General features: G+C 72.7%; 15 protein-coding genes. 4 read left to right on the forward strand and 11 right to left on the reverse strand.

All coding sequences use genetic code 11. The annotated features are described in order from the left end of the window. Positions 1 to 639, forward strand: a 639-nt coding sequence (locus tag VNF07_07475) for a hypothetical protein (protein ID HVB06064.1), incomplete at its 5' end; no start/stop codon positions are given. 147 nt (positions 640 to 786) lie between these two features. Further along, positions 787 to 2001 (forward strand): cupin domain-containing protein, encoded by a 1215-nt coding sequence (locus VNF07_07480; GenBank protein ID HVB06065.1) that lies wholly within the window; start codon positions 787 to 789, stop codon positions 1999 to 2001. A 7-nt stretch (positions 2002 to 2008) separates the two neighbouring features. Here VNF07_07480 and VNF07_07485 read toward each other — a convergent pair whose 3' ends face one another. The 3 genes from VNF07_07485 to VNF07_07495 are packed head-to-tail and all read right to left on the reverse strand — an operon-like array spanning position 2009 to position 5277. Beyond that, positions 2009 to 3835: an ATP-binding cassette domain-containing protein gene (locus VNF07_07485; GenBank protein HVB06066.1), complete on the reverse strand. Its 1827-nt coding sequence runs from the start codon at positions 3833 to 3835 to the stop codon at positions 2009 to 2011. Then, positions 3832 to 4722 carry an extracellular solute-binding protein gene (locus VNF07_07490; protein HVB06067.1) on the reverse strand — a complete coding sequence of 297 codons (891 nt, stop codon included), beginning with the start codon at positions 4720 to 4722 and terminating at the stop codon, positions 3832 to 3834. The genes VNF07_07485 and VNF07_07490 overlap by 4 nt, the downstream gene beginning before the upstream one ends. A 9-nt stretch (positions 4723 to 4731) precedes the next feature. Next, complete coding sequence (locus VNF07_07495) at positions 4732 to 5277, reverse strand: hypothetical protein (protein HVB06068.1); 546 nt, start codon at positions 5275 to 5277, stop codon at positions 4732 to 4734. Positions 5278 to 5332: 55 nt separating this feature from the next. Between VNF07_07495 and VNF07_07500 the strand changes: the two genes are divergently transcribed. Continuing rightward, positions 5333 to 5758 (forward strand): CoA-binding protein, encoded by a 426-nt coding sequence (locus VNF07_07500; GenBank protein HVB06069.1) that lies wholly within the window; start codon positions 5333 to 5335, stop codon positions 5756 to 5758. A gap of 30 nt (positions 5759 to 5788) precedes the next feature. Here the strand turns inward: VNF07_07500 and glp are convergent, their stop codons facing one another. The 4 genes from glp to VNF07_07520 are packed head-to-tail and all read right to left on the reverse strand — an operon-like array spanning position 5789 to position 9265. Beyond that, entirely contained in the window at positions 5789 to 7000 is a 1212-nt protein-coding gene (gene glp / locus VNF07_07505) for a gephyrin-like molybdotransferase Glp (GenBank protein ID HVB06070.1), read from the reverse strand. Then, a complete protein-coding gene (locus VNF07_07510) occupies positions 6997 to 7518 on the reverse strand; it encodes a cyclic pyranopterin monophosphate synthase MoaC (protein ID HVB06071.1) in 522 nt (173 codons plus the stop codon). Before VNF07_07510 ends, glp begins: the two co-directional genes overlap by 4 nt. Further along, positions 7515 to 8078 carry an NTP transferase domain-containing protein gene (locus VNF07_07515; protein ID HVB06072.1) on the reverse strand — a complete coding sequence of 188 codons (564 nt, stop codon included), beginning with the start codon at positions 8076 to 8078 and terminating at the stop codon, positions 7515 to 7517. Before VNF07_07515 ends, VNF07_07510 begins: the two co-directional genes overlap by 4 nt. Then, on the reverse strand, positions 8075 to 9265 hold the full coding sequence (locus VNF07_07520; protein ID HVB06073.1) for an XdhC family protein: 1191 nt from the start codon (positions 9263 to 9265) through the stop codon (positions 8075 to 8077). The genes VNF07_07515 and VNF07_07520 overlap by 4 nt, the downstream gene beginning before the upstream one ends. A 99-nt stretch (positions 9266 to 9364) precedes the next feature. Between VNF07_07520 and VNF07_07525 the strand changes: the two genes are divergently transcribed. Further along, positions 9365 to 9850 (forward strand): MogA/MoaB family molybdenum cofactor biosynthesis protein, encoded by a 486-nt coding sequence (locus tag VNF07_07525; GenBank protein HVB06074.1) that lies wholly within the window; start codon positions 9365 to 9367, stop codon positions 9848 to 9850. Between the two features lie 9 nt (positions 9851 to 9859). On the opposite strand, the gene VNF07_07530 is transcribed toward VNF07_07525, so the two are convergent. From VNF07_07530 to VNF07_07545, 4 genes are all read right to left on the reverse strand, one after another. After that, the gene (locus tag VNF07_07530) at positions 9860 to 10096 is read right to left on the reverse strand and encodes a MoaD/ThiS family protein (GenBank protein ID HVB06075.1); all 237 of its coding nucleotides are present in this window, start codon (positions 10094 to 10096) and stop codon (positions 9860 to 9862) included. After that, a complete protein-coding gene (gene moaA / locus VNF07_07535; protein HVB06076.1) occupies positions 10096 to 11091 on the reverse strand; it encodes a GTP 3',8-cyclase MoaA in 996 nt (331 codons plus the stop codon). The genes VNF07_07530 and moaA overlap by 1 nt, the downstream gene beginning before the upstream one ends. A 71-nt stretch (positions 11092 to 11162) precedes the next feature. Beyond that, positions 11163 to 11669: a molybdenum cofactor biosynthesis protein MoaE gene (locus VNF07_07540; GenBank protein HVB06077.1), complete on the reverse strand. Its 507-nt coding sequence runs from the start codon at positions 11667 to 11669 to the stop codon at positions 11163 to 11165. Between the two features lie 15 nt (positions 11670 to 11684). Next, a complete protein-coding gene (locus VNF07_07545; GenBank protein ID HVB06078.1) occupies positions 11685 to 12362 on the reverse strand; it encodes an SRPBCC family protein in 678 nt (225 codons plus the stop codon). Between the last annotated feature and the right edge of the window lie 219 nt (positions 12363 to 12581).

A 12581-nucleotide genomic window follows, 5' to 3' on the forward strand; every position in this document is an offset into this window, starting at 1 on the left:
GAGAAGGTCTACAAGGTGCCGGTGAACGAGCGGGCCCAGACCCGCACCTCGTTCTACCCGGACCTCATCAACTGCGAGCTGCCCCTCGACAACCAGCGCCTCCCCGGCTACCGCCGGATCCAGCCGGGCTGGCCGGGCTTCGAGTACGACCACGGCGGCTTCATCAGCCAGTACCCGCCGGGGCGCTACTCCCGTGCGCACTACCACGCCGCGGGCGCCGTCCTCGTCTGCCTGCGTGGCGCGGGCTACACCTTCAACTGGCACCGCGAGCTCGGCCTCACCCCCTGGAAGGACGGCCACGGCGACGAGGTGCGGGTCATCGACTACGTGCAGGGCGGCCTCGTCGCCGCTGCACCCGGTGGCGGCAACTGGTTCCACCAGCACTTCAACGTGAGCCGCGAGCACTTCCGGGTGATCAACTACTGGGGCGGCCCGACCAACATCCGCGGCTCGATGGGCAAGGACGACGAGGACGAGAGCTCCAACGGCGTGACGAGCGGCAACCTCAACATCTCCCAGGGTGGCCGCTCCATCGGTTACTCCGTCGAGGACCCGTACGTGCGCGAGCTCTACGAGTCCAAGCTCGCCGCCGAGGGCCTCAAGTCCGAGATGCCCGAGGAGCTCTACAAGACCGACTGAGCACCGTCACCTGCAGATGAAGAGGGCCCGAGCGCCGCGCCGGGTCCTCTTCATCTGTGACCAGCGTTGCTTTTCTCTCGCCGCGGATCGCGCGAGAGTGCTCGGCGGGCCGGTGCCGCCGGTGCCGTGGGGTCACAGGGGGACGAGATGGCGGAACTGGACACGGAGCTGTTCGAAGAGCCCACCGCAGAGAGCAGTCGGGCGGGCCTGCGCACCTGGGAGAAGGTGAAGTCCCCCTACCTCGAGTTCATCGAGTCCGAGGGGATCCCGGTGTTCAAGGGGATCGGCGTACACGACGTGCGCGAGCTCGAACTCGGCGACTGGGCCCGCATGGGGGCCAAGGGCGCCTACCTGTACCTTGACGGCCTCGACGGCATCAAAGGGATGTATGTCCTCGAGATCCCGGGCGGCGGCGTGCTGAACGCCGAACGCCACCTGTACCACGAGTTCTATCTGGTGCTTGAGGGGCGGGGCACCACCGAGACCTGGGTCGAGGGCGGCTCGGGTCGCAAGCAGATCACCGAGTGGCAGCCGGGATCGCTCATGTACTTCCCGCCCAACGTCACGCACCGGCTGGTGAATGCCACCAACGAACGGGTGCTCATCATCGCCACCAACAACGCACCGCCGGTCTGGAACCTGCACCGCGACGCCGACTTCGTCTTCAACAATGACTACATCTTCAAGGCCCACTACTCAGAGGACCCGGACTTCTACAAGTTCGACGAGAAGATCTACAAGGTGCCGGTGAACGAGCGCGCCCAGACGCGGTCGAACTTCTACCCCGACATCATCAACTGCGAGCTGCCCCTCGACAATCAGCGGATGCCCGGTTACCGCCGGATCCAGCCGGGCTGGCGGGGCTTCGAGTACGACCACGGCGGCTTCATCTCCCAGTGCCCCGCCGGCCGCTACTTCCGTGGCCACTGGCACGCGGCAGGCGCCGTCCTCGTGTGCCTGCGGGGTTCCGGGTACACCTTCAACTGGCACCGTGAGCTCGGCCCTACGCCGTGGAAGAACGGGCATGGCGACGAGGTGGAGGTCCTCGACTACATCTCGGGCGGCCTCGTCGCGGCGGCGCCCGGCGGCGGCAATTGGTTCCACCAGCACTTCAACGTGAGCCGCGAGCACTTCCGAGTCATCAACTACTGGGGAGGCCCGACCAACCTGCGGGCCTCGATGGGACGCGACGACGGCGACGAGAACAGCACCGTCGTGAGCGGCAACCTCAACATGCGCGAGGGGGGAAGCTCGATCGGCTACTCGGAAGAGGACCCCTACGTGCGCGAGCTCTTCGAGGCCAAGTTGAAGGCAAACGGCCTCACCTCGGAGATGCCCGAGGAGCTCTACAAGAACGACTGACCGGGCGTCATTCCTCCGCGGCCGGCCAGCACGTGAGGGCGTCGGCGTCGATATCGAGGCCCGCCCGCTCCCCCACCGTCGGCGCCCCTCCACCGCCGACTTCCGCGAGCAGCACACCGCCTCCGGTCTCGCAGCGGGCCACCCGCCGAAGGCCGCGGTCGATGACGTCGAGGACCAACACTTGGTGCTCTCCGCTTGCGACGAGGCGGGCCCGCGCCGTCGGGAGACACCACTGGACGCTGCTCCCGTCGGTGCTGGCGCCTCTTGACGTCGCAGGGAGCGCGATGTGCAGCGAGCCGCATCGCAGCACACCAGCGGCGAGGATCCCGGAGAGGACGTTCTCGATGCCGACGAGGCGGGCGACCGTCGGCGAGGCGGGACGGGAGAAGACGTCCTCGCGTCGCCCACCCTGCAGGAGGCGCCCCTCGGCGACGACCAGCAGCTCTTCGGCGAGCATCGCCGCCTCGACAGGGTCATGGGTGACGAGGACGCTCGAGAGGCCCTCCTCGCGCTGCAGGCGACGAAACTCGTCGCGCAGCGCCTCGCGCACCGGCGCGTCGAGCGCCGAGAAGGGCTCGTCCAACAGCAGCAGACGCGGCGAACAGGCGAGCGCACGCGCGAGGTGCACCCGCTGGCGCTCACCTCCCGAGAGGCGGTCGGGCAGGCGGTTGGCAAGTGCGGCGATGCCGAGACGCTCCAGCCAGTAGGCAGCGAGACCGTCGTCGACCGAGCTCGAGAAGGTCACCTGCCGCCACACGGTGCGGCCGGGGAACAGGGCGCCGCTCTGGGGTACGTACCCCACCCGGCGGGCCTCGACCGGAACCCCGGCGACCGGTTGGCCGTCGAAGGCGACCTCGCCGGCGCCGGGGCCGAGCAGGCCGGCGATCGCCCGCAGGGTCACCGACTTGCCCGAACCGGAGGGGCCGAGGATGGCGAGCGTGGGGGCACTGCCCCGGTGGGCGAGCGAGAGCGAGAAATCCCCGAGCCTCGCGTGCAGGGAGAACGAGACGGCCAGCGGCCGCGCCGGCGCAGCGGCCTTCGGAGCGACCGCCGGGGCCCCACCCCGGCCGTGCCCGCGCCGCACGGTGGCGAAGTGCGCGACGAGCACCACCGCCGCGGCGACGAACAGCGCGACCGCCGTCGGCGCCTCGGTGTCGGTGAGGCCGGCGCCGGCGAACTGCAGGTCGGTGAAGACCGGGAGCGAGTAGGGGTGGTAGGCGAGGATCAGGGTCGCCCCGTACTCGCCGAAGGCGCGCAGCCAGGCGAGGAGCAGCCCCGCCGCGATGCCGCCGCGCGCCGCGGGGAGCGCGACACGGAAGAAGCGGCCGTACTCGCGGTGGCCGAGCGTCGCCGCGAGGTCGAAGAGCGCGGGGTCGATCTCGGAGAAGGCGGCGCGCGCCACCGAGACGAGGAAGGGGGCGGCGACGAAGCACTGCGCGAGCACGATCCCCGTGAGCGTGTCCGTGAGGTGGCCACCGAAGGCACGGCCGAGCGCGCTGTAGGGGCCGACGAGGTAGATGAGGAGGATCCCGCTCATGAGCGGCGGCAACGCGAGCGGGAGCTGCGCGACGAGGCCGACCGCGGTGGCGGTGCGGCGGTGGCGGCTGCGGGCCAGGAGGTAGGCGAGCGGCAGCCCGAAGAGGGCGATCACCGCCGCCGAGATGGACGCCGTCTCGACCGACACGAGCGCCGCCGGGAAGAGCCCGGGCAGGCCGAAGCCGGGGTTCGGGCTGCGGGCGAGGCGCACGAGGAAGGCCCCGAGCGGGACCGCCAGGTAGAGGGCGAGCAGTCCGCCGAGCAGCCGCAGCGTGCGGGCCCGCGGCCCGGCGATCACGGCGTCGGGATCAGATGACGCAGGCTACGTGGGACCGAGGCGAGCGGGCCGATGAGGCGCGGCTTCACGACGGTGAGTCCCTCCTTGCGCATCAGGGCGACCCCGGGCTTGGAGAGAAGGTACTTCACGAAGGCCTCGGCGCCCTTCTCGTCGGGCGCGTTGCGCAGCACGCTCACCGTGTAGGTCGCGGCGAGGAAGAGCTTGCCGAGCTTCACCACCGGGATCCCTGCGCCCTTCGCCTCGCTCGCGTAGAAGAAGCCGGCATCGAGCTGGCCGGACTGCAGCTCTCCGACGAGGGAGGCCTCCGGGTAGACGTCGGAGCTCGTGGTGGTGATCGCGTTCAGCGCCGTCGAGCCGTAGACCTGCACGGCGGCGGTGATCGCCTGCACGGTGAGCTTGCCCTTCGGGTCGACGGCGGGATCGGTGCGGCCGATGCGGAAGCCGGGCCGGGTGACGACCTTGAACCACGGCTCGCTCTTCAGCGCGGCGGCGAAGGCGCCGTGCGGGTTGTAGCCGAGCACGAGCGGGGAGTTGGCGATCGCGAGGTACCAGGAGACCCAGTTCCCGTTTCTCGCGCCTTCGAGGATGTTGTTGGTCGCGGCGTTGGCGCTGACGAACACGTCGCCCCGCGCGATGCCGCCCTTGATCTCGTTGGCCAGGGTCCCCGATGCTCCGGAGAAGCCGGTGAAGCCGTAACCGGTCGCTTGCTCGAAGCGCGGGCCGACGTGCTGCTCCATGATGTCCTGCAGCGAGGCCGCGTAGTACACGCTGACGGGGCCGGAGCGCGCGGCCGAGGCGCCCGCCGGGAGGGCGACGGCGCCAGCTGTCGCGCCCACGAGGGCGGCGAACGCGAGCGTGCCGCAGCGCGTCCTGCGAGTAGTCAGCATGTGACTACCTTACCGCCCCGGCGCGCGCGGCTCCCGGTCGCCGAGGCCCTCCAGGAAGCGCAGCGCGGCGAGCGCACTGTCGAGGCGCCAGCGGGCGAGCACCGCCTCGAACCCCTCGGCCTGCTCGAGCCTGAGCGCGAGACCGGCGCACATCGGCGCGAGCGAGGTGCGCTGCGCCCGCAGCAGGGTGCGCTTCTCCTCCGGACGGCCGTCGAGGAGGAGCAGCTTCAGCATCAGCTCGGAGCGGTAGTCGCGCACGTGAGCGACCGGGCTGACGAGGTACGCCGCGAGGGCGCGCTCCCCCCTGCGCGTCGGCGAGACGACCCTGCGCCGGGGCCCGGCGGCGCCGGGGGCGGTCCCCTCCTCCGAGACGAGGCCCTCGGCCGCGAGGTGGATGAGGGAGCGGTAGACGAGTGGGCGAGAAACCGTCCACACGCGGCCGATCTCCCCGCCGGGGGCGAGCAGGCGCGCCGCGGCGAAGCCGTGCGAGGCGCCAGAGGAGAGCGCGCCGAGAACCGCCCAGTCGGTGACCGAGAGCTCGGGCAGTGTCGCCACGTCGGCAAACTACCAATGGCCCGGCGCGGCGCCGTGGCGAAGGGGGCGGGGCGACGTGGCAGCGACGGACAAGGCCGAACTGATCGCCGACATCCTCAGGCGGACGAGGCGCGCCGCCGTCGTCGGCTTCTCGACCGATCCCGCGAAGGCGGCGCAGCGCGTCCCGCTGCGCATGCTCCGTCACGGCTATGAGGTCGTCCCCGTACACCCGACAGTGTCCGAGGTCGTCGGCCTCACCGCCTACCCCGACCTCGCCTCGGTCCCGGGCGCGCTCGACCTCGTCGTCGTCTTCCGCCCTCCCCGTGAGGCCGACGGCGTGGCCGCGGCGGCGATCGCCGCCGCGGCCGGGGCGGTGTGGCTGCAGCTCGGCATCACCTCAGAAGCGGCGAGGGCACGGTGCGCGGCGGCGGGGATGGACTACGTGGAGGACGCCTGCGTCGCGATCGAGCTCGACTGCCTCGGCCTCGGACCGCTCAGCTGAGCGGCGGCGCCCCGCCCGCCGACGACGGCATCAGTGGAAGAACAGGACCGGGACCTCGCCGCCGGGCTCGACGTCCGGGCCGTCCTCGACCACGGCGAGGCCGACCGCCGCCGCGCTGTTCGCCAGCTGGTGCGAGCCCTGCTCGCCCGTCGCGCTCACGTGCAGCCGGCCGTCGCCGGCGAAGCCCCCCCGCACCCGGATGAGGTGCAGCTTGGCGTCGCCGCGCGGGCGGGCCAGGCGGTCCTCGGCGATGGCGAGGATGCGCGGCCGGAAGAGCTCGCGGTGGCCCATCATCTTGCGCAGCCCGGGTCGAGCGAGCAGCTCGAAGCTGACGAGCGAGGAGACGGGGTTGCCGGGTAGCCCGAAGACCGGGACCTTGCCGCGTGGCCCGGGGAGGAAGCCGAAGGCGAAGGGCTTGGCGGGGCGGATCGCGATCTGCATCCAGTCCATCTCACCGAGCTTGTCGAGGAGCACCTTGATGAGGTCGAAATCCCCCATGCTCACCCCGCCCGAGGTGATCAGCGCGTCACAGTGCGCGGCGGCCTCGGTGAGCGCCTCGGTGATCACCGTCTCGTCGTCGGGGACGACGCCGTAGTTCACCGGGATGCAGTCGGCCTCGTGCAGCAGCCCGACGAGAAGATCGAGGTTCGCCTCGCGTACCTGGCCCGGACCGAGGGCGCTGCCGTCGGTGACGAGCTCGTCCCCGGTCGAGAGCACGCCGACGGTCAGGCGGGGGTGGGCCTGCACCTCGGCATGGCCGATGCTCGCCAGCACCCCGAGATGGGCGGGGGTGAGACGGGTCGCTGCCGGCACGACCTCGGCGCCGACGAGGATGTCCGAGCCGGCGCGGCGGACGGACTCGCCCTCGCGGACGCTCACCTTCACGAGGACCTCGTCGCCGTCGACCTCGACGTCCTCCACCATCACGACTCCCGTCGTCCCCTCCGGGACGGGGGCACCGGTCATGATGCGGATCGCCTCTCCGGGACCGATCGGGTGCGTCGCCTCGGCTCCAGCCGCGAGCGTGCCGACCACGCGCAGTCGCACAGGGGCCGCGATGGTCTCCTCGGCGTGCAGCGCGTAGCCGTCGACCGAGGAGTTGTCGAAGGGCGGGACCTGCTCGCCTGAGAGCACCGGAGAGGCAGTGACGAGGTGCAGTGCCTCGTCGATCGGCACCGCGACGGGCGTCGCGGCGTGCAGGCGGTCAAGCACGCGGGCCTGGGCGTCGGCGAGGGGGATCACGGCGAGAGGTTACGCCCCTCGGCGTCGGACGCGGCCTCCTCGTGGCGCATCGCCCCCGACTCGTCGCGCTGCCACTCGCCACTCTTGCCCCCCCGCTTCTCCCACAAGGTGAGCTCCTCGACGCTCGCCCCCGGGTCGTGGCGGCGGCACACACCGAGCAGGCTCACCGCGGCGAGCGCGCAGGCGGTGAGCGCCTCCATCTCGACGCCCGTCTGACCGCGGGTCGCGGTCGTCGCCTGGACCTCGATCGACTCCGCACTGAGCTGGAAGGCCACCTCCAGGCGCTCCAGCGGGAGCGGGTGGCAGAGCGGGATCAACGACGAGGTCGCCTTCGCCGCCCCGAGGCCGGCGAGGCGTGCCTCCTCGAGCGCCGCCGGCTCACGCGCCAGGAAGCCGACGCTGTTCGGCACGTGCGCGACGACGCAGCGGACCCGCGCCTCGCGCGCCGTCAGCGCCTTGCCGGTGACGTCGACCATGAAGGCGTGGCCGTGCTCGTCGAGGTGGCTGAGCGGGCTCACCGACCCGCGGCCTCGAAGGCGGAGAGGTCGTCCGCCGTGTCGATGTCGACCGGACTCCCTTCACAGGCGACCTCGACGGTGCCGGGGCGCTTCCACAGCTCGCGGGCACCAACGTCGCCCGAGGTCGGCACCTCGTCCCAGACCGTGGCGGCGAGGCGCACCGGCGGGCGGAGCGCCCCACCGAAGTTCGCCACTGCGACCTCGCCGTCGGCCTCGACGAGCGCCGCCCACGCCGAGGCGGGGACGCCGGGCATGTCGCCGAGGCCGAGCACGACCGCGTCGTGGCCCTTCTCGCGGCACCACGCGAGCGCGACGGCGAGCGAAGAGGAGAGGCCGGCCTCCCAGTCCGGGTTGTGGAGCAGGGCCAGCCCCCCCGGCAGCAGCGGGGTGAGATCGACCGCGCCCCCGACGGCGGCGACGGCGTCCGCGCCACAGCCGGCCGCCGCCTCGAGCGCGGCGACGACGAGCGGGCGCCCGCGGTAGGGGGTGAGGAGCTTGTGCTGCGGGCCACTGAAGCGCCTGCCGCCACCCGCGGCGAGGACGACCGCGGCGACGCTCATGGTGTCACCTCGACGAGGTCGGGGTCGGCGTGGATCGGTCGGCCGCTGTCACGCAGCGGCGCCGCGTCTCGGCGGTTCCTCTGGGCGATGATCTCCGCGCAGATCGCAACCGCGGTCTCCTCGGGGGTGGCGGCGCCGATGTCGAGGCCGATCGGCGCCATGACGCGCTCGAGGTCGGACTCGGCGACCCCCTCCTCGAGGAGGCGGCGGCGGCGGTCCTCGTGCGTGCGCCGTGAGCCCATCGCGCCGAGATAGCCGGCGCCGGTCGCGAGCGCGCCGGTGATCGCCGGGATGTCGAACTTCGCATCGTGGGTGAGGACGCAGACCGCGTCGCGCGCCGTCAGCTCGCCGCCCGCACGCTCGAGGTAGCGGTTCGGCCAGTCGACGACGATCTCATCGGCCTCGGGGAAACGCTCGGCGGTCGCGAAGGGCGCCCGTGCGTCGCAGACCGTCACCCGGTAGCCGAGAATCTTCGCGACCCGCACCAGTGCCGCGGTGAAGTCGACGGCACCGAAGATCACCATCTTCGGGGGCGGGGCGAAGGCTTCGATGAACACGGCGATCTCCTCGCTGCGCGCCTCGCCCGCCGGGCCGTAGTGGCGGAGCGCGCTGCGCCCGGCGGCGAGCGCCCCCGCGGCGTCGCGGCGCACGACGCGATCGAGGCCGTCGTTGCCAAGGCTGCCGGAGTACCGCCCGTCCTCGTGCAGCAGCAGGGTCGCCCCGAGCGTCGCGCCCCCGGCGGGGGCGAGCTCGCCGTCGGGGCGGTAGGTGAAGGCACCGGGGGCGGGCGGCTCGCCATCGGAGACGGCGACAACGGTGGCGACCGCCACCGGCTCACCGGCGGCGACCGCCGCCTCGAGCTCGCTGTGCTGCGCGAGCGGCCCGCGGGCGACGAAGATGTCGATGATCCCGCCGCAGGTGAGCCCCACGGAGAAGCCGACCTCGTCGCTGTAGCCGAAGCGCACGAGACGCGGCGCGCCGTCCTCGAGCACCTGCAACGCCTCAGTGACGACCGCCCCCTCCACGCAGCCGCCCGAGACCGAGCCGGCGACGCGGCCGTCGGCGTTTACGACCATCGCCGCGCCCGGCGCGCGCGGCGCCGAGCCCTCGGTGCGCACGACGCGGGCGATCGCGAGCGCGTCACCGTGCTCGTGCCAGCGGTCGATTTCGTCGAAGACCTCGCGGATCGGCCTCTCCTCGCCTGCTCATGGCGGCCTCGTCGCCGCTCCTCATGGTACCGAGGCGCGCGCCGTTGGCCGCCCGCTGCACCTCGCTACGCTGCGCCGATGAGCCGGGCGAAGATCCTCACCGTCTCGGACTCGGTGAGCCGCGGCCACGCCGAGGACCGCGCCGGCGCGGCACTCGCCGGCCTGCTCGAGGGGGCCGGGTTCACCGTCGAGGAGCGCGTCGTGGTGAGCGACGGGAGCGAAGTCGTCGCCGAGGCCCTCGGCGCGCTCGCCGAGGGATTCATCGGCGTCATCGTGACGACGGGGGGGACCGGCTTCGGCCCCCGCGACCTCACCCCCGAGGGGACGGCCGCGGTGATCGACCGTCCGGCGCCCGGCCTCGCCGAAGCGATGCGCCTCGCCAATCCCCTCGGCCGCCTCTCGCGCGCCACCGCTGGCGTGCTCGGGAGCGCCCTCGTCCTCAACACCCCCGGCTCGCCCGCCGGAGCGGTCGAGTGCCTCGGCGCCGTCCTCGACGTGCTCCCGCACGTGCTCACCCTGCTCGCCGGCGAGAACCCGCACCCACACGCCTCGCCGAGCAGCTGAGACCCGGCCTCAGCCTCCCGAGACGGGCGGCAGCAGTGCGACCTCGTCGCCCGCCACGAGGGGGGTGCCGCCCGGCGCGGCCTCGCCGTTCACCCACACCACGCAGCGCTCCGCGACGGCGCTGAAGCGCGCCCCGTAGCGTTCTCGCGCCGCCGCCAGCAGCTCGTCGAGGGTTTCGCCGGGCAGCTCGTCCTCGCCGAGGCCCGCCGCCTCGCGGACCGGGCCGAACAGGCGCAGGCGGGCCATCAGCCGCCGATCATCGACATCGAGCGCCGCGGCCGGAGAAAGCCCGGGTCGTTGATGCCGTGGCCGGGGAGCTTGCCCCACACGGCCCGGCGGAGCACCTCGGCGACGGCTGCGTCGTCAGCCCCTGCACGCAGCAGCGGCCGCACCGAGAGCTCCTCGTCGGAGAAGAGGCAGTTGCGCACCGCGCCCTCGGCCGTCAGCCGCAGGCGGTTGCAGGTCCCGCAGAAGGGCTCGGTGACGCTCGAGATGACCCCGATCTCGCCGATGCCGTCCGCGAAGGCGAAGCGCGTCGCCGGCGCCGGATCATCGGGGTCGCTCAGCGCGACGAGTGGGTAGGCCTCGCCGACCGTGGCCAGCACCTCGGCGCCGGGGACGACCTCGTCACGCCGCCAGCCGCCGTCGTAGTCGAGCGGCATGAACTCGATGAAGCGGACGATCCGCCCGGTGTCGCGGGCGAAGCGGGCGAAGTCGACGATCTCGTCGTCGTTCACGCCCCGCTGCAGCACGACGTTCACCTTCAGCGGACCGAGGCCGGCGCGCTCGGCGGCCGCCATCGCCTCGAGGACGGGCGAGAGCGCGCCACGGCGGCGGATCTCGCCGAAGCGCTCGGGGCGCAGCGAGTCACAGCTGATGTTCACCCGCTGTAGCCCCGCCGCCCGCAGCGCCTCGGCCTGGCGGGCGAGGCCGGTGCCGTTGGTGGTGAGGGCGAGGTCAGCGAAGCCGAGCGCGCCGAGGCGCCGGACGATCTCGAGCGCGTCGCGGCGGAAGAGGGGCTCGCCGCCGGTGAGGCGCAGCGAGGTGATCCCGAGCTCGCGCGCCACCGCGCCGACGCGGGCGATCTCCTGCACGCTGAGGAGCTCGCCACGGGGAAGGAAGGTCATCCCCTCCTCGGGCATGCAGTAGGTGCAGCGGAAGTTGCAGCGATCGGTGATCGACAGCCGGAGGTCGGTGTGCACGCGCCCGAAGCGGTCGACGAGGAGGCCGCTGGTCGGCATCGTGGCGGCCGGCGGGGCCTCGCGGGGCCTCCCGACGCGCAGCGAAACGGCGACGGGCTCGGGCGCAGCCACTATTCCGCCGGCCCGGCGTGGTGGCCGTGCGCGACCGCGTGCGCCTCTGGTACGTCCGCGATCTCACAGGTGCCGTCGCTCCACTCCTCGCCGTCGGCCCAGCGCTCGAGCTTCCAGATCGGGATCGTCGCCTTCAGGGTGTCGATCAGGAAGCGCGCGAGCGCGAAGGCCTCTGCACGGTGCGGTGCCGAGGCGCAGACGACGACAGCCGCCTCCCGCACCTCGAGATGGCCGACGCGGTGCAGGAGGACGATCCGGCCGGCCTCGGGCCAGCGCGCCCGCGCGGCGGCGCACAGCGCCGCGAGGCGCGGCACGACCTGCTCGGGGTAGGCCTCGTAGTCGAGCGAGCTCACCTCGTCGCGGCCGTCGGAGAAGTCGCGGACGGTGCCGCAGAAGGTGACGAGGCCCCCACAGCCGGGGACCACCGCCCAGGCGAGCGCCTCGGCGACCGGCAGCGGCTCCTCGGTGAGGCCGACCCAGTCATCTCCCGTCGGTTGCTGCAGCACGACGGTCAAGGCTAACTACCCGCGTCGCTTGGCCCTGCGGCGACGCAGGAACACGAGCAGGCCGAGGGCGACTCCGACGAGCGGCGCGACGACACGCTGCAGGGCGCTCTTACCCATCAGCTTGCCGAGGTCGAGGGTGTCGTCCTGGGCCTGCACGCTCGCCGAGCCGCCACCGGTCGAGGCGGAACGCCGCACGGTCTCCTCCCCCGCCGCAGGTGAGGCGGCGTCTCCCTGCTCGCTCGGCGCCGGCGCGTTCAGCACGTCGCGCTCCAGGCGGTCGACGAACTGACCGAGCAGCTTGGTGCTCACGTCGGCGAGCATCCCCCGGCCGAACTGCGCGACCCGCCCGGTGATGTCGAGCTCGGTGCGCACCGCGACGCGCGTCGAGTCCCCCTCCGGAGAGAGCTCGGCGGTGACCGTCGCGGTGGCGTTGCCCTGGCCGCGGGTCTCGCGCCCGCTCGCCTTCAACACCGCCTTGTGCGCGGTGGCGTCCCGCTCCAGGAACTGCGCCGTCCCCTTGTACTCGACGGTGACCGGGCCGACCTTCACCTTCACGACGCCGTGGAAGTCGTCACCCTCGATCGACTCGAGGCGGGCGCCCGGCATGCAGGGCGCGATCCGCTCCACGTCGGTGAGCACCGCCCAGGCGTCGTCGATCGCGACCGGGACCACGAACTCGTTGGACAGCTCCATGTCACTTCCTCTGATGGGTCGGGTGGGCTTGTGCGGCCGGCCTCACGGTACCGCTTCGGCCCGCGCTGCCGGCCCGGGCGCCCCCGGGCACCCTCAGGCCAGGCAGGAGGCGATGGTGCGCTGCGTCCAGACCTCGACCATCGCCGCCTTGTAGGCGGCAGAGCCGCGCTGGTCGTCGCTCGGGTTGCAACTCGCGACGGCAAGGCGCGCCGCCTCCGA

The organism is Acidimicrobiales bacterium (genome assembly GCA_035533595.1).
In the GTDB taxonomy this organism is placed as follows: domain Bacteria; phylum Actinomycetota; class Acidimicrobiia; order Acidimicrobiales; family Bog-793; genus DATLTN01.